The sequence below is a fragment of the Streptomyces sp. NPDC056835 genome, from assembly GCF_042789485.1.
Classification (GTDB): Bacteria; Actinomycetota; Actinomycetes; order Streptomycetales; family Streptomycetaceae; genus Streptomyces.
In genome coordinates this window covers 147,314-162,661 of sequence record NZ_JBHUBB010000014.1, presented here as the reverse complement: position 1 = coordinate 162,661, position 15,348 = coordinate 147,314, and the positions used below count along the sequence as shown (strand labels likewise).

Below are 15,348 nucleotides of genomic sequence, written 5' to 3'. Positions count from 1 at the left end.
AGCACGGTGACGAGTCACCCAGTTCGTCCAGCACGGCACAACCCGCTCCACCCGGAGCAGGTTGTGTACACGTGGCACACTCAGTACACTTGAGCGCATGACGCAGCCACTGCCCATAGAGTCCATCCGCGACGTACGTGCGCACCTAGCCGAGGTCGTGGAGCGCGCCGATCGAGATGACATGCCCACCGTGATCACCCGACGGGGCAAGCAGATTGCCGCCGTCGTCTCCATCGAGGTGCTGCGCAAGTACCAGGAATGGGAAGAGCGCGAGATCAACCGGATCATCGACGAACGCATGGCCAACCCGGCACCCGGCATCCCGATCGAGGACATCATGAGGGAGACGTTGGCGCGCGGTGAGTGAATACCGAACCGTCTTCCGGCCAGAGGCACAGGCCGAGCTCCGGAAGATCCCTCGCGACATGGCCCTGCGCATCCTGACCAAACTGACCGAACTGGAGAGCGACCCCCTCGGCTTTAACACCACCGCGCTCGTGTCACAGCCAGAACGCCGTCGACTGCGGGTCGGCGACTACCGGGTCGTCTACACGATCGACAAGGGAGAGCTCGTGGTGTGGGTCGTCCACGTCGGGCATCGCTCCACCGTTTACGACACCTGATCCCGGCTGATACCAGCGTCTGAACATCCAGCACAGGTCCAGCAGAGGCAAACCCTTAGCCTTCTACACCTACATGCGGGCGCTATTCCGTCTCACTACTCCGTTCCCACTGAGCGCTGTTCCAAAGCGCCGTGATGACAGGAACCATGTGCTCGGGATCCTGATAGGGCGCCATCTCCGACAGTGCTCTAACAAACTTGTGCAGCATGCTGAGAAAGAAATTTTCAGGCCGCATGAAGTTCTTGCGCAGCGTCTCGCGCGTGTTCGGCGCGAGGCCCATGGCAGCGATTGCTTCGGCGAACGTTGGCGTGCCGGCATCGACGTACAAGAAGTACAGGCAGCGCCCTAGATTCCTTCTGGCGCCCAGGGAAGCCGCATGGGGTGGCGCCCATGGTCTCCTCGAAGAGTTTATCGGCTGAGTAGCGTGGACCGAAGCCGCCTGCTTTACAGCGTCTTCGTGATCTGCAAACGCACGAGTTACGTCGTCGTCCCAGGCAGCCGGTGTTCCATCGGTAGCGTCAGCCGTCCTAGCGCCTTCAGTACTATCGCTGGACACATCCTCCTGCTCTCCAATTGCCGCTTCATCCCACAGCATGTGGAACCGAGCAACTTCAGGCTCGGGTTCCAGGCCGGCAATATCCTGAGCAAGGATCAGAACGACCAGCGCGAGGAAACCCCAGTCGGGGAGCACCGGCTTTGAGAACAGGTCGTGCACGCGCCCGTGACTACCGATCCCGTTCGTCCTGCGGGCCAGTTCACGCGTTGACGGAAATCCGGCCTTCCGATGCAGCGCATGCAGCTCTTCACTCAGCCGTTGCATGGGCCCATCCGGCAGCCCTGGCGCCCTCAGCTTTGCCACGGTCTCCCCCTCCGAGGCGGACCTCGACCACTGCGCGTGACACGCGTCTGATCCCGTCCAGTGACGTCTGATGTTGTCCAACGCTGTCCAGAACTGTCAAAACTGCGCGCGCGGCGGGCCACGCTTGATGCGTCAACATCGAGCGAGAGGACGCGACATGGCTCTGCAACGGCTTCTAATCGAGGGCCTACTCACTCAGCTACCTGCATCCCTGATCGCTGGCGGCTTGGCAGACGCGGGCAGCTGGGCGGTCCGCCGCTGGCGGCGCCGGAAGGCAGGAGCTGACGCAACCGATCAGGTCGTCACAGCGGTTCCATCCCCAGGGCCCAGCAGAGGTGACTATCGTCAGAAAATCCAGCACCGAACCAGCACGGTATGGACGAAGGGGCCGGGCTCTCAAGAGCCCGGCCCCTTCTGATCTGCTTGTTTGCCACATCAACGACGTGGTGTTATTTCATCCGCTCAGACGTTGAACCGGAACTCGACTACGTCGCCGTCCTGCATGACGTACTCCTTGCCCTCCATGCGAGCCTTGCCCGCCGCGCGGGCTTCCGCCACCGAGCCCGTTTCGACCAGGTCGGCGAAGGAGATGACCTCGGCCTTGATGAAGCCCTTCTGGAAGTCGGTGTGGATCACGCCGGCCGCCTCGGGGGCCGTCGCGCCCTTCTTGATCGTCCAGGCGCGGGATTCCTTGGGGCCTGCCGTGAGGTAGGTCTGCAGGCCCAGGGTGCGGAAGCCGACGTGGGCGAGGGTGGCGAGGCCCGGTTCTTCCTGGCCCACGGACTGGAGGAGTTCAAGGGCCTCCTCGTCGTCCAGTTCGGCGAGGTCGGACTCCAGTTTGGCGTTGAGGAAGATCGCCTCGGCGGGGGCGACCAGGGCGCGCTGTTCGTCCTTGAAGGTGTCGTCCGTCAGCTCGTCCTCGTCGACGTTGAAGACGTAGAGGAAGGGCTTCGTCGTGAGCAGGTGCAGCTCGCGCAGGGGCTCGGCCTTCTCGGTGCCCTGGAGGATGCCGGCCGAGAAAAGGGTCTCGCCGGTCTCCAGGATGGCCTGGGCCTCCTCGATGGCCTTGACCTGGCCCACGACCTCCTTCTTGATGCGCGACTCGCGCTGGAGGCGCGGGAGGACCTTCTCGATCGTCTGGAGGTCGGCGAGGATCAGCTCGGTGTTGATCGTCTCGATGTCGTCCTTGGGCGAGACCTTGCCGTCGACATGGACGACGTTCTCGTCCTTGAAGGCCCGGATGACCTGGCAGATCGCGTCCGATTCACGGATGTTCGCCAGGAACTTGTTGCCCAGGCCCTCACCCTCGGAGGCGCCGCGCACGATGCCGGCGATGTCGACGAAGTCGACCGTGGCCGGAAGGATCTTCTGCGAGCCGAAGATCTCCGCGAGCTTGTCCAGACGCGGGTCCGGTACGCCGACCACGCCGACGTTGGGCTCGATGGTGGCGAACGGGTAGTTGGCCGCCAGCACGTCGTTCTTGGTCAGGGCGTTGAACAGGGTCGACTTGCCGACATTCGGCAGACCGACGATTCCGATCGTGAGCGACACGTTGGCGACTTCCTGAAGTGAGGACTGGCTGATGGCCGTGACCGGCCCGGGGCGGGCCCGATCCCCCAGTTTACGGGCGGGCCGAAGCCGCCACCGACGGGCGCCGGGCGCCTCGGTCCGGCCGCCGGACGTCGAACTCAACGCCAAGCTCGGCCAAAGGGCGTGTCCAAAGCCCGCATCGTCGTCCCGGGCCACCTACGTTGGTCCGGTGGAGCAGCACAGGACACGTCAGGCCCAGCAGCGTCGACAGCGCCCCCCGAGCCCCCGCAGAGGGACGGGCACCGGGACCGGCACCAGAAACGCCGGTGGCTACCGGGGTCCGGTGGCGCCCCGGCCGCGGATGTCGCCCCGGCAGCGGGTGTCGCCGTTGGCGCAGCGGCTGCGCGGACTGCCCAATCCGCGGTTCACCGGGCTCGGCGCGGGACTGTTCGCCGCCGCGACGATGCTGGCCATCGGCTTCCTGGACCGGCTGCTCCTGGACGGCGCGCCTCTGGTCTACGGGGTGCTGTTCCTGCCGGTCAGCGCGGTGACCGCGCTCTGGGTACGTACCGCCGACCTGGTCACGGCGCCGATCAGCGTGCCGATCGCCTTCGCCGTCGGCGCGTATCCGATCGCCGACGGGGAAGGCGGCTTCGGCGGGCGGACGATGGCGCTCGTCACCACCCTGGCCGTGCACGCGGGCTGGCTGTACGGCGGCACGCTCATCGCCGGGCTCATCGCGTCCGTACGGAAGGTGCGGCAGATGGGCCGGCGTCAGAGCGCCCGGGAGGCGGCGGCCCGAGCCGGAGCGACCCGGGCCGGGGCCACGGCGTACAGGGCAGCGGGCCCCGGCCCCGGACCCGGCCCCCGGACCAGAGCGCCCGGAGCTACCGTGCCCAGGGCTGTCCGGCGCGGCTAGTGCCGCTCCGTCACCTTCCCGCCGCCGTCATCGCCGCGCCCACGATCCCCGCGTTGTTCTGGAGCTCCGCCGGAAGAATCTCGGCCCTGACCCCCTCGATGAGGGGGATGAACTTGTCGGCCTTGCGGCTCACTCCGCCGCCGATGATGAACAGCTCGGGCGAGAACAGCATCTCCATATGGACCAGATACTTCTGGACGCGGTGCGCCCAGTGGTGCCAGCTCAGGTCCCCGTCTTCCTTGACCTTCGTGGAGGCTCGCTTCTCCGCCTCGTGGCCGTCCAGCTCCAGATGCCCCAGCTCGGTGTTGGGCACCAGCTTGCCGTCCATGAAGAGCGCGCTGCCGATACCCGTACCGAAGGTCAGCAGGAACACCACGCCCTTACGGCCTCTGCCCGCGCCGAAGGCCATCTCGGCCACCCCCGCCGCGTCGGCGTCGTTGAGGAGGGTGGTCCGCAGGCCCAGCCGCTCACCGAGCAGCTGACCCGCGTCCGTATCGATCCAGGCCTTGTCGACATTGGCGGCGGTACGGATCACCGAGCCCGTGACCACCCCCGGGAAGGTGATGCCGACCGGGCCCGACCAGCCGAAGTGCCGTACGACCTCCACCACGCCGTCGGCGACGCTCTCGGGCGTCGCCGGGTGCGGGGTCAGCACCTTGTACCGCGGTTCGACCAGATCGCCGCGCTCCAGGTCCACGGGCGCACCCTTGATGCCCGAGCCACCGATGTCCACTCCGAAGACGTTCATGGGCACAACGTTACGGGCAGATGCTGACAGCGACTTCCCGGGCGGCCGCTTTGGTCCTGTCCGTGCCGTCAAGTGCCGTCCGGGCTCTACTACTCCGAGAGGGCCGCCGCCTCGGCGCGCAGGTCGCGGCGCAGCTCCTTCGGCAGCGAGAACGTGATCGACTCCTCGGCCGCCTTCACGATCTCGACATCCTCGAAGCCGCGCCGCGAAAGCCACTCCAGCACGCCTTCGACCAGGACTTCCGGGACGGACGCGCCCGAGGTGACGCCGACCGTGGAGACGCCGTCGAGCCATGCCTCGTCGATCTCCTCGGCGCCGTCCACCAGATGGGAGGCGCCGGCGCCCGCGCCGAGGGCGACCTCGACCAGCCGGACCGAGTTGGAGGAATTCTTGGAGCCGACGACGATCACGAGATCGGCGTCGGCGCCCATCTGCTTGACCGCGATCTGGCGGTTCTGGGTGGCATAGCAGATGTCGTCGCTCGGCGGCGAGATCAGCTGCGGGAACTTCTCCTTGAGCGCCCCGACCGTCTCCATCGTCTCGTCCACGGACAGCGTGGTCTGGGAGAGCCAGACGACCTTCGACTCGTCGCGCACCTCGACATTGGCGACATCGTCCGGGCCGTCGACCAGCGTGATGTGGTCCGGGGCCTCGCCCGACGTACCGATGACCTCCTCGTGGCCGTCGTGGCCGATGAGCAGGATGTCGTAGTCCTCGTTCGCGAACCGGACGGCTTCCTTGTGCACCTTGGTGACCAGCGGGCAGGTCGCGTCGATGGTGGCGAGCCTGCGGTCCGCCGCCTCCTGATGGACGACGGGCGCGACGCCGTGGGCCGAGAACATGACGATCGAGCCCTCGGGGACCTCCGCCGTCTCCTCGACGAAGATCGCGCCCTTCTTCTCCAGGGTCCTGACGACGTACTTGTTGTGGACGATCTCGTGACGGACGTAGATCGGCGCCCCGTACTGCTCCAGGGCTTTCTCCACGGCGATCACGGCGCGGTCGACACCGGCGCAGTAACCACGGGGAGCGGCGAGCAGGACGCGTTTGCCGGCGCGGCGCGCGGCGTCTCCACTGGGGGTGGCGGCGGGCGACGGGCGGGACTGTGCAGTCATGCGTCCCATCGTAAGGCCGTTCACAAGAGGCGGGACGGCGGGCGGCGGCCCGAGACTGGGCCTACGCGATCGACGGAGGGACGCGATGGCCGATACCGGCGCCGGTACGGACGGGCCGTCAGGCAGGCCGCCGGTCGGACCGTCGGACAGGCCGTCGGACAGGCCGTCGGACAGGTTGTCGAACGGATCTTCGGACAGGCCGTCGCACGAACCGTCGAACGGGCCGTCGAACGAGCGGCCGGCGGAGGGTGGACCGACCACCGGTGGCCCGACCGTCGGTGGCCCGAGCGCCGACGGTGGCATGACCGCCGACGGCGGCGAACTGCGGCGGACGCTGGGCTTCCGCGACCTCGTCGTCTACGGGCTCCTCTTCATCGCCCCCATGGCGCCGGTCGGAATCTTCGGCACGCTCGACGCCAAGTCCCATGGCGCCGTGGCCCTGGTCTACGTCGTGGCGACCGTCGCGATGGCGTTCACCGCCTTCAGCTACGCGCAGATGGTGCGGGTCGCCCCGCAGGCCGGCTCCGTCTTCGCGTACGCGCGCAAGGGGCTCGGTGAAGGGGCCGGATTCATCGCCGGCTGGATGGCGATGCTCGACTATCTGCTGATCCCGGCGGTCGCCTATCTCTTCGCCGGGATCGCCATGGAGGCGCTGGTCCCCTCCGTCGACCGCTGGGTGTGGACCGCGATCGCCGTCGTGATCACCACCCTGCTCAACCTCTGGGGGGTACGGGCCGCGGCCCGGGTCGGGATGGCGGTGCTCGCCCTGGAGATCGTCGTCCTGCTGGTGTTCGTCGTGTCGGCCGTCGCGGTGCTCGCGCGGGACGGCGGGACCCGCGGCTGGTCCACCCCGTTCACAAGCGATGTGGGCTTCTCCCCGGCCGCCGTACTGGGCGGGGTGTCGGTGGCCGTGCTGTCCTATCTCGGCTTCGACGCGATCGCGTCGTTCGCGGAAGAGGTGACGGGCGGATCGCGGCAGGTGGCGCGCGCCGTGCTGTCCTGTCTGGTGCTGGCGGGCGCGCTGTTCATCGCGCAGACCTATCTGGTGGCGCTGCTGGAACCGATGTCCTCGGCGGAGCTGGCCGCGAATCCGGCCGCGCAGGGCTCCGCGTTCTATGACGCGGTGGACACCTCGGTCGGCGCCTGGCTGCACGATCTGGTGGCGGTCAGCAAGGCGATCGGCGCGGCGTTCGCGGCGCTGGCCGCGCAGGCCGCGGCCGGACGGCTGCTCTTCGCCATGGGCCGCGCGCGCCGGCTGCCGCGTGTGCTCTCGCGTACGGACTCGGGCGTGCCCCGGGTGGCGCTGCTGCTGGCCGCCGTGGTGACGCTGCTGGCGGCGGTGTGGGCGGCCAGGCGCGCCGACGGACTCGACCGGCTGGTCTCGGTGGTGGATATCGGGGCGCTGACGGCGTTCGTGCTGCTGCACGCGTCGGTGGTGGGGTGGTTCGCGGTACGGCGCGGGGACGGGCCGGTGCGCTGGATCAGCCATGTGCTGCTGCCGGTGATCGGCGCGGGGATCCTGATCGCGGTGATCGTGGAGGCGGCGGGCTCGGCGCGGATCGTGGGCGCGATCTGGCTGGCCGTGGGTCTGGTGGTACTGATGTCGCAGCGGGGACGGGGACGGGGACAGGGACAGGGACAGGGACGGTCGGCCCCGCTCACCGGCAAGCCGTAGCCGTCGGGCCGGGGCGGACGGCCGGGGCGGACGGCCGGGTCGGAGGGCCGGGGCGTGCCAGGTCGGACGGCCCTGGACGCGTGAGCCTGCGGCGGGCCCGTACCCGGCGGGCCGTACCCGGCGGGCCGTACCCCGTAAAGCCGGTTTCGGAGCGATGTCACAGGCGGCCGATACGCTCCCGTGTATGGCTCTCAATACATCCGCGGACGCTCCGCTGCCCGTCGGTGAGGTGTCGCGGCTCATCGGCGGGTGGATCGACCGGCTCGGTGCCGTCTGGGTCGAGGGACAGATCACCCAGCTCTCGCGCAGGCCGGGGGCGGGCGTGGTCTTTCTGACGCTGCGCGATCCGTCGTACGACATCTCGGTGAGCGTGACCTGCTACCGGCAGGTCTTCGACGCGATCGCGGACGTGGTCTCCGAGGGCGCGCGGGTCGTGGTGCGTGCCAAGCCCGAGTGGTACGCGCCGCGCGGCCAGCTGTCGCTGCGGGCCACGGAGATACGGCCCGTCGGGATCGGTGAACTGCTCGTGCGGCTGGAGCGGTTGAAGAAGTCCCTGGGGGCCGAGGGGCTGTTCGCCGCCGACCGCAAGAAGCCGCTGCCCTTTCTGCCGCAGCTGATCGGGCTGGTGTGCGGCCGGGCCTCGGCGGCCGAGCGCGATGTGCTGGAGAACGCGCGGCGGCGCTGGCCCGCGGTGCGCTTCGAGGTCCGCAACACCGCGGTACAGGGGGTCAACGCGGTGGCGCAGGTCGTCCAGGCGGTCAAGGAGCTGGACGCGCTGCCGGAGGTGGACGTGATCGTCGTGGCGCGCGGCGGCGGCAGCGTGGAGGATCTGCTGCCGTTCTCGGACGAGCAGCTGGTACGGGCGGTGGCCGCGTGCCGTACGCCCGTGGTCTCCGCGATCGGTCATGAGCCGGACGCGCCGCTGCTCGACCTGGTGGCGGACGTACGGGCCTCGACACCGACCGACGCCGCGAAGCGGATCGTGCCGGACGTCGGCGAGGAGCAGGACCGCGTACAGGCCCTGCGGGACCGGGCGCTGCGGACGGTACGGGGGCTGCTCGACCGGGAGGAGCGCGGTCTGGCCCACGCGCTGGCCAGGCCCGTGATGGAGCGGCCGCACCGGATGGTGGACGAGCGCGCGGCCGAGGTGGACGCGCTCGCCGACCGGAGCCGGCGGGTGCTGCGGCATCTGCTGGACCGCGCGGACTCCGAGCTGTCGCACACCCGCGCCCGGGTGGTCGCGCTGTCACCGGCGGCGACGCTGGAGCGCGGGTACGCGGTGCTCCAGCGGCCGGACGGGACGGTCGTACGCTCCCCGGAGGAGGTCACCGCGGCCGAGGAGCTGCGGGCCAGGGTGGCGGAGGGTGAGTTCACGGTACGGGTCGCCGAGTAGGTCCTTTCCGGTCGGACAGGACCTAAGCGCTGACGCGATCGTTGTCGGACCGCGCCCCTGCGCGCGTATCTATGAAGGTGGATCACATGGCCAGGACGGACGAGAACGTGACGCTCGGCTACGAGCAGGCGCGGGACGAGCTGATCGAGGTCGTACGGCGGCTGGAGGCCGGCGGTACGTCACTGGAGGACTCGCTTGCGCTGTGGGAGCGGGGCGAGGAGCTGGCGAAGGTGTGCCGCCGCTGGCTGGAGGGCGCGAGGGCGCGGCTTGACGCGTCCCTGGCGGACGAGAGCCCGGAACGGGACGGCCAGGACGGCCAGGGCAGCCAGGACGGGCGGCACGGCCAGGACGGCGGCGAGGCGGAAGCGCCCCTGTCCTGACGTCCGGGGCCGGACGAGCGAGTACGGCGCGAGGGGCTTCCGGGCTGCTGTGAGTCGAGTCACCCCAGCCCGGCCTTTGTTGAAGGTTCACACATCCACTTGTACGGTGAATGCTGTTTGCCTGATCCATCGCGCCTCCGGAAGGTACTTCAGATGTCCCTCGTTCTCGACCCCGCCGCTCAGGACCTCCTCTTCCGTGAGGCACGTACGGCCAATACCTTCTCCGACGAGCCGGTGACCGAGGAGCAGGTGCAGGCCATCTACGACCTGGTCAAGTACGGCCCCACCTCGATGAACCAGTCGCCGCTGCGCGTCGTCCTGGTCCGTTCCGCCGAGGCCCGTGAGCGCCTCGTACCGCTCATGTCCGACGGCAACCAGGCCAAGACCGCCACCGCCCCGCTCGTCGCGATCCTGGCCGCGGACAACGAGTTCCACGAGGAGCTCCCCCAGCTCTTCCCGCACTTCCCGCAGGCCAAGGACTACTTCGGTGACCGTTCGGTCCGCGAGCAGGCCGCCGCGCTGAACGCCACGCTCCAGGCCGGCTACTTCATCGTCGGCGTCCGTGCCGCCGGGCTCGCCGCGGGCCCGATGACGGGCTTCGACCCGGCCGGCGTCCAGAAGGAGTTCCTGGACGACGACCACACCCCGCTGATGATCATCAACATCGGAAAGCCCGGCGAGGACGCCTGGTACCCGCGCTCCCCGCGCCTCTCCTTCGACGAGGCCATCACCACCGTCTGAGGCCGGCCGCCCGACCCCGACCCCGCACATGAACGAGGCCGCCGTCCCGTACATCCCGTACGCGAGACGGCGGCCTCATCGCGTACGGGACGTGCGGGATGCGCGGGACGAGGCCGCCGGACACCGCCCGCCAGGACGTCCTGGACGTCCAGGACGTCCAGGACGTCGCGACTCCAGGCTTCTAGGCCTCCGGATTCCCGGCCTCCGGCTGCTCCGACCCCGGCTTCCCGGCCTCCTGCTTATCGGCCTCCAGCGCGGCGGCCATCTCCGCCAGCCGCTCGAAGGACGCCGTACCCGTCACCACCGTCGTCGCGTCCCCGTCCGTCCGGACCAGGGCGTCGTACTTCGGACCCTCCCAGCGCCGCCAGGTCTCGCCCGCCACCTGCTGCGTCTTACCCGTGTCCGCGGCCTGCCGGCTGACCTCCGCGGCGTACTTCTCCGGAGCCCCCGTCGACTGCTCGACCGCGACGTACTCGCCGTCCGGGGCCAGATACCCTAGGTGCCAGGCGTTGTCGCTCGCGCGCTTGTACGAGACGGACGTCGGCTTCCACGTCTCCGCCAGGCCCGTCGGGGCCAGCACCGGGTACGGCGCCGCGCGCCGCGCGGTCAGCAGCTCGACCCGGTAGTCGACCGCCTTGACCGGGATCGCCTTCTCGTCATGCGGGATGAATACATACATCCCGGCGACGACGAGTCCGATGACCGCCATCGACAGGAATAGGTCCCGCACCGTCTGTTTGCCTCGCTCGCTCGCCACCCCACCATCGTCGCATCACGGCGCGGCGCTCATACGTGGGGCCCTCTGCTCAATCTGTCGATGTGCGGATAGAGTCGTATCACCCTCTTTTCCGGCCGTCGCCGTACAGAAAGGTGCGCTCCGATGACCGAGCATCAACTACCGGCTCCCCTTGAGGTGTCTCCCGAGGCACCCGACCGCAACCTGGCCCTGGAGCTGGTCCGGGTCACCGAAGCGGCCGCGATGGCGGCCGGCCGGTGGGTCGGGCGCGGGGACAAGAACGGCGCGGACGGCGCCGCGGTGAACGCCATGCGCACGCTCGTCTCCACCGTGTCCATGAACGGCGTGGTCGTCATCGGCGAGGGCGAGAAGGACGAAGCCCCGATGCTGTTCAACGGCGAGCGTGTCGGTGACGGCACCGGCGCCGAGGTCGACATCGCCGTGGACCCCATCGACGGCACCACCCTTAACGCCAAGGGCATGCCGAACGCGATCGCCGTCCTGGCCGCCGCCGACCGCGGGGCCATGTTCGACCCGTCCGCGGTCTTCTACATGGACAAGCTCGTCACCGGCCCCGAGGCGGCCGACTTCGTCGACATCAACGCGCCCGTCGCGGTCAACATCCGCCGAGTCGCCAAGGCCAAGCACTCCTCGCCCGACGATGTCACCGTCGTCATCCTCGACCGCCCCCGCCACGAGGGCATCGTCAAGGAGATCAGGGAGACGGGCGCCCGGATCAAGTTCATCTCGGACGGCGATGTGGCCGGTTCGATCATGGCCGCCCGCGAAGGCACCGGCATCGACCTGCTGATGGGCATCGGCGGCACCCCCGAGGGCATCATCTCGGCGTGCGCCATAAAGTGCCTCGGCGGTGTCATCCAGGGCAAGCTGTGGCCCAAGGACGAGGTCGAGCGGCAGCGCGCGATCGACGCCGGGCACGATCTGGACCGCGTCCTGTCCACCGACGATCTGGTCAGTGGCGACAATGTCTTCTTCGTCGCGACCGGCATCACGGACGGCGAGCTGCTGCGCGGGGTGCGCTACCGCTCGGAGACCGCGACCACCCAGTCCCTGGTCATGCGCTCGAAGTCGGGCACGATCCGGCAGATCGACTCGACACATCGGCTCTCGAAGCTCCGGGCCTACAGCACGATCGACTTCGACCGCGCCAAGTAGCTCTGCCCAGGCCCTGTCTGAGCCGCGCGTACGGAAGGGCGCCCCAGCTGTGCGGCGGGGCGCCCCCTCCGTATCCGTACCGTCCGCGAACCGCCCCGCTTCAACCGGCGGCGGCGATCCGGTCGCCCGCCGCGGCGGCCTTCCGCAACTCCACCTCGCGCCGCCGGCGACGGGCCAGCACCACCCGGCGCTCAGCCGCGGTCAGCCCGCCCCACACTCCGTACGGCTCGGGCTGGAGCAGGGCATGCTCCCGGCAGTCGACCATGACCGGACAGCGGGCACAGACCCGCTTCGCGGCCTCCTCCCGCGCCAGCCTCGCGGCTGTCGGCTCCTTGGAAGGGGCGAAGAACAATCCGGCTTCGTCCCGGCGGCACACCGCCTCCGAATGCCAGGGCCCGGCCTGATCCTCCCGAGCGGGACTCCGCTGGGGCGGTACGGCGGCGACCTGCAGGGGCTGATGCGGCAGTTGCAGCACGGTCTACTCCTGACGACGGCTTCGCGAGCGAGAGACGATGAAGCTTTCCCTACCCGCTGTACGCACGCCTATGCACTGAGTGGCAGCCAGTTCGGGGTCCGGAACGCGGTACGGAATTCCGGACGCGCCCCCGCAACGGGACACCTTTGGCAGGAAGCAGCCGAAAACGCTGGGCCAACGAGCCGAACCGGTCAGGCGAGTCGGACGCGTCAGCGGGTCGGACGAATCGGACGCGTCAGTGACCGAGGTGCTTGCGGAGCTGATGGCGTAGATCGGCGATGAACTTGCCGCGCTTCGGTTTGGCCTCGACATTGCCGAACACCGAGTATCCGTTCACGACGACGGTCGGCGCGTCCTGCTCCTCGGCCTCCAGCGTAAGCACCTCGAAATTGGCGAAGATTCCGGTGCCGTTGCCGCGCAGCGAGATGTTCTGGGGAACCGTGATCTCGACATTGCCGAAAATGGACGTCGCGTTGATCACGCTGGTGCGCTGCCCGAAGAGCGCCTCGGTCAGGTCGATCTCGATATTGCCGAAGAGCGCGAAGGCGTTGGTCCTGCGGCCGATGCGCCAGCGGCCCTTGCGGGTCGAACTGCTGAAGATCGCGACAAGGTTCTCGGCGGGGGCCGTGGGGTCCTCCGGACCGTATCCGTACGAGGCCGACGAGGACGCGGCCGGCGTGACCGGGCGGCCGTCGGCTCCGGTGGCCGGCAAGTCGCTTACCAGCGGCTCCAGTTCGGCGACGGTCTTGGCCCGGTAGACGGAGTCGATCCGCTCGGCATGCTCCTCGGCGTCCAGCCGGCCCTCCGCGAGGGCCTCCCGAAGGATGTCCGCGATCCGGTCACGGTCGGCGTCGGAGGCCCGGATGGCCGGGGGCTCCGCCGGCGCGACCGGCTTCCGCGCGACCGGCTTCTGAGGGTGCTTTTCGAGGTCCACGGCCCCAGGGTAGCGAAACGCGATAGATCGCGACTAGTGGCAGACCCGCCAGGCGTGTACCAGGCGCGTCCCGAGCCCGTGACGAGCCACCGCCCCGGCATCCGCCCGGCACCCGCGCACCGTCACAACTGAGCCTTACCTCACAGCACCACCGTCAGTGCCGCGCCCTACGCTGGAGTACGCGTCGCCAAGGGAGGCCACGCCGCTGTCTGTCGAGTGAGGAATGGCCGTAATGCCGGAGTTTGCGTACTCGGATCTGCTTCCGCTGGGAGAGGACACCACGCCGTACCGGCTGGTGACCGCCGAAGGTGTCTCCACCTTCGAGGCCGACGGCCGTACGTTCCTCAAGGTCGAGCCGGAGGCGCTGCGTAAGCTCGCCGCCGAGGCCATGCACGACATCTCGCACTATCTGCGCCCGGCCCATCTCGCCCAGCTGCGCAGGATCGTGGACGACCCCGAGGCATCCTCGAACGACAAGTTCGTGGCGCTCGACCTCCTCAAGAACGCCAATATCGCGGCCGCGGGCGTGCTGCCCATGTGCCAGGACACCGGTACGGCGATCGTGATGGGCAAGCGCGGGCAGAACGTACTGACGAGCGGCGGCGACGAGGAAGCCCTTTCGCACGGCATCTACGACGCCTACACGAAGCTGAATCTGCGCTATTCGCAGATGGCTCCGCTCACCATGTGGGAGGAGAGGAACACCGGCTCGAACCTGCCCGCGCAGATCGAGCTGTACGCGACCGACGGCGGCGCGTACAAGTTCCTTTTCATGGCGAAGGGCGGCGGCTCCGCCAACAAGTCGTTCCTCTACCAGGAGACCAAGGCGGTTCTCAACGAGTCCTCCATGATGAAGTTCCTGGAGGAGAAGATCCGCTCGCTCGGTACGGCCGCGTGCCCGCCGTACCACCTGGCGATCGTGGTGGGCGGTACGTCCGCCGAGTTCGCGCTCAAGACCGCGAAGTACGCCTCCGCGCACTACCTGGACGAGCTGCCGTCCGAGGGCTCCCCGACCGGTCACGGCTTCCGCGACAAGGAGCTGGAGGAGAAGGTCTTCGAGCTGACGCAGAAGATCGGTATCGGCGCGCAGTTCGGCGGCAAGTACTTCTGCCATGACGTACGGGTGGTGCGGCTGCCGCGGCACGGCGCCTCGCTGCCGGTCGCGATCGCCGTCTCCTGCTCGGCCGACCGGCAGGCCGTCGCGAAGATCACCGCCGAGGGCGTCTTCCTGGAGCAGCTGGAGAAGGACCCGGCGCGCTTCCTCCCGGAGACCACCGACGAACACCTCGATGAGGCACAGGTTGTCCGGATCGACCTCAACCGTCCGATGGACGACGTCCTCGCCGAGTTGACGCGGTATCCGGTCAAGACGCGGCTCTCGCTCACCGGCCCGCTCGTGGTGGCCCGTGACATCGCGCACGCCAAGATCAAGGAACGGCTCGACGCGGGCGAGGAGATGCCGCGGTATCTGAAGGACCACCCGGTCTACTACGCGGGCCCGGCGAAGACGCCCGAGGGGTACGCCTCCGGTTCCTTCGGCCCGACGACCGCCGGCCGGATGGACTCGTACGTGGAGCAGTTCCAGGCGGCGGGCGGCTCGAAGGTCATGCTCGCCAAGGGCAACCGCTCGAAGCAGGTCACCGACGCGTGCGGGACGCACGGCGGCTTCTATCTCGGCTCGATCGGCGGCCCGGCCGCCCGGCTCGCCCAGGACTGCATCAAGAAGGTCGAGGTCGTCGAGTACGAGGAGCTGGGCATGGAGGCGGTCTGGAAGATCGAGGTGGAGGACTTCCCCGCGTTCATCGTCGTGGACGACAAGGGCAACGACTTCTTCACCGAGCCCGCCCCGGCGCCGACGTTCACCAGCATTCCGGTCCGCGGCCCGGGTCTGGCCTGACGCTCTCCCCGTCCGGGCCACCCACGGCCACGCACTGCCACGCACGGCCACGCACGGCCCCTTCGACGCGCCCTCCCCGGCCTTCCTCCGGGGAGGGCGCTCCCGTCTCCGCGACACTCGCCGGAGAAACGTACCGGGGGGAACGTA

Annotated in this window: 16 protein-coding genes; 9 read left to right on the top strand and 7 right to left on the bottom strand. The window is 68.9% G+C overall.

Annotated features, from left to right (window positions below; translation table 11 throughout):
* The first annotated feature begins 97 nt into the window (after positions 1–97).
* Together ACFRMN_RS18555 and ACFRMN_RS18550 are read left to right on the top strand one after the other, a co-directional pair.
* Positions 98–367: a type II toxin-antitoxin system Phd/YefM family antitoxin gene (locus ACFRMN_RS18555; protein WP_015578585.1), complete on the top strand. Its 270-nt coding sequence runs from the start codon at positions 98–100 to the stop codon at positions 365–367.
* Positions 360–623, top strand: coding sequence for a type II toxin-antitoxin system RelE/ParE family toxin (locus ACFRMN_RS18550; RefSeq protein WP_126640886.1), 264 nt, complete (start codon positions 360–362; stop codon positions 621–623). Before ACFRMN_RS18555 ends, ACFRMN_RS18550 begins: the two co-directional genes overlap by 8 nt.
* An 82-nt stretch (positions 624–705) precedes the next feature.
* Here the strand turns inward: ACFRMN_RS18550 and ACFRMN_RS18545 are convergent, their stop codons facing one another.
* Together ACFRMN_RS18545 and ychF are read right to left on the bottom strand one after the other, a co-directional pair.
* A complete protein-coding gene (locus ACFRMN_RS18545; protein WP_383020512.1) occupies positions 706–1,482 on the bottom strand; it encodes a hypothetical protein in 777 nt (258 codons plus the stop codon).
* 462 nt (positions 1,483–1,944) lie between these two features.
* Entirely contained in the window at positions 1,945–3,033 is a 1,089-nt protein-coding gene (ychF, locus tag ACFRMN_RS18540) for a redox-regulated ATPase YchF (RefSeq protein ID WP_383020509.1), read from the bottom strand.
* A 340-nt stretch (positions 3,034–3,373) separates the two neighbouring features.
* Here ychF and ACFRMN_RS18535 point away from each other — a divergent pair, with 340 nt between their 5' ends.
* A complete protein-coding gene (locus tag ACFRMN_RS18535) occupies positions 3,374–3,931 on the top strand; it encodes a DUF6542 domain-containing protein (RefSeq protein ID WP_383020601.1) in 558 nt (185 codons plus the stop codon).
* A 10-nt stretch (positions 3,932–3,941) separates the two neighbouring features.
* On the opposite strand, the gene ppgK is transcribed toward ACFRMN_RS18535, so the two are convergent.
* Positions 3,942–4,679 carry a polyphosphate--glucose phosphotransferase gene (ppgK, locus tag ACFRMN_RS18530; protein WP_383020506.1) on the bottom strand — a complete coding sequence of 246 codons (738 nt, stop codon included), beginning with the start codon at positions 4,677–4,679 and terminating at the stop codon, positions 3,942–3,944.
* Between the two features lie 89 nt (positions 4,680–4,768).
* A complete protein-coding gene (locus ACFRMN_RS18525) occupies positions 4,769–5,794 on the bottom strand; it encodes a 4-hydroxy-3-methylbut-2-enyl diphosphate reductase (RefSeq protein ID WP_383020504.1) in 1,026 nt (341 codons plus the stop codon).
* 301 nt (positions 5,795–6,095) lie between these two features.
* Between ACFRMN_RS18525 and ACFRMN_RS18520 the strand changes: the two genes are divergently transcribed.
* The 4 genes from ACFRMN_RS18520 to ACFRMN_RS18505 all read left to right on the top strand — a co-directional run bounded on the left by ACFRMN_RS18520 (position 6,096) and on the right by ACFRMN_RS18505 (position 9,983).
* Positions 6,096–7,469, top strand: coding sequence for an APC family permease (locus ACFRMN_RS18520; RefSeq protein ID WP_383020501.1), 1,374 nt, complete (start codon positions 6,096–6,098; stop codon positions 7,467–7,469).
* Between the two features lie 184 nt (positions 7,470–7,653).
* Positions 7,654–8,862, top strand: a complete 1,209-nt coding sequence (gene xseA / locus ACFRMN_RS18515; protein ID WP_383020498.1) for an exodeoxyribonuclease VII large subunit — start codon at positions 7,654–7,656, stop codon at positions 8,860–8,862.
* An 86-nt stretch (positions 8,863–8,948) separates the two neighbouring features.
* Complete coding sequence (locus ACFRMN_RS18510) at positions 8,949–9,242, top strand: exodeoxyribonuclease VII small subunit (RefSeq protein WP_383020495.1); 294 nt, start codon at positions 8,949–8,951, stop codon at positions 9,240–9,242.
* Between the two features lie 153 nt (positions 9,243–9,395).
* Positions 9,396–9,983 (top strand): malonic semialdehyde reductase, encoded by a 588-nt coding sequence (locus ACFRMN_RS18505; RefSeq protein WP_383020493.1) that lies wholly within the window; start codon positions 9,396–9,398, stop codon positions 9,981–9,983.
* Between the two features lie 181 nt (positions 9,984–10,164).
* On the opposite strand, the gene ACFRMN_RS18500 is transcribed toward ACFRMN_RS18505, so the two are convergent.
* Positions 10,165–10,740: a DUF4245 domain-containing protein gene (locus tag ACFRMN_RS18500; protein WP_383020490.1), complete on the bottom strand. Its 576-nt coding sequence runs from the start codon at positions 10,738–10,740 to the stop codon at positions 10,165–10,167.
* Positions 10,741–10,863: 123 nt separating this feature from the next.
* Between ACFRMN_RS18500 and glpX the strand changes: the two genes are divergently transcribed.
* Positions 10,864–11,895 (top strand): class II fructose-bisphosphatase, encoded by a 1,032-nt coding sequence (glpX, locus tag ACFRMN_RS18495; protein ID WP_383020488.1) that lies wholly within the window; start codon positions 10,864–10,866, stop codon positions 11,893–11,895.
* 100 nt (positions 11,896–11,995) lie between these two features.
* Here the strand turns inward: glpX and ACFRMN_RS18490 are convergent, their stop codons facing one another.
* The gene (locus ACFRMN_RS18490; RefSeq protein WP_129770557.1) at positions 11,996–12,370 is read right to left on the bottom strand and encodes a WhiB family transcriptional regulator; all 375 of its coding nucleotides are present in this window, start codon (positions 12,368–12,370) and stop codon (positions 11,996–11,998) included.
* Positions 12,371–12,605: 235 nt separating this feature from the next.
* Positions 12,606–13,304, bottom strand: a complete 699-nt coding sequence (locus tag ACFRMN_RS18485; RefSeq protein WP_383020485.1) for a DUF1707 domain-containing protein — start codon at positions 13,302–13,304, stop codon at positions 12,606–12,608.
* A gap of 223 nt (positions 13,305–13,527) precedes the next feature.
* Between ACFRMN_RS18485 and ACFRMN_RS18480 the strand changes: the two genes are divergently transcribed.
* Positions 13,528–15,201, top strand: a complete 1,674-nt coding sequence (locus ACFRMN_RS18480; RefSeq protein WP_383020482.1) for a fumarate hydratase — start codon at positions 13,528–13,530, stop codon at positions 15,199–15,201.
* The last annotated feature ends 147 nt before the right edge of the window (positions 15,202–15,348 follow it).

What these genes read in the sequence shown, in the direction of transcription:
- ACFRMN_RS18555 (WP_015578585.1), top strand. Translation starts at nt 98, where the DNA reads ATGACGCAGCCACTGCCCATAGAGTCCATCCGCGACGTACGTGCGCAC.
- ACFRMN_RS18535 (WP_383020601.1), top strand. Translation starts at nt 3,374, where the DNA reads ATGTCGCCCCGGCAGCGGGTGTCGCCGTTGGCGCAGCGGCTGCGCGGA.
- ppgK (WP_383020506.1), bottom strand. Translation starts at nt 4,679, where the DNA reads ATGAACGTCTTCGGAGTGGACATCGGTGGCTCGGGCATCAAGGGTGCG.
- ACFRMN_RS18525 (WP_383020504.1), bottom strand. Translation starts at nt 5,794, where the DNA reads ATGACTGCACAGTCCCGCCCGTCGCCCGCCGCCACCCCCAGTGGAGAC.
- ACFRMN_RS18520 (WP_383020501.1), top strand. Translation starts at nt 6,096, where the DNA reads ATGACCGCCGACGGCGGCGAACTGCGGCGGACGCTGGGCTTCCGCGAC.
- xseA (WP_383020498.1), top strand. Translation starts at nt 7,654, where the DNA reads ATGGCTCTCAATACATCCGCGGACGCTCCGCTGCCCGTCGGTGAGGTG.
- ACFRMN_RS18510 (WP_383020495.1), top strand. Translation starts at nt 8,949, where the DNA reads ATGGCCAGGACGGACGAGAACGTGACGCTCGGCTACGAGCAGGCGCGG.
- ACFRMN_RS18505 (WP_383020493.1), top strand. Translation starts at nt 9,396, where the DNA reads ATGTCCCTCGTTCTCGACCCCGCCGCTCAGGACCTCCTCTTCCGTGAG.
- glpX (WP_383020488.1), top strand. Translation starts at nt 10,864, where the DNA reads ATGACCGAGCATCAACTACCGGCTCCCCTTGAGGTGTCTCCCGAGGCA.
- ACFRMN_RS18480 (WP_383020482.1), top strand. Translation starts at nt 13,528, where the DNA reads ATGGCCGTAATGCCGGAGTTTGCGTACTCGGATCTGCTTCCGCTGGGA.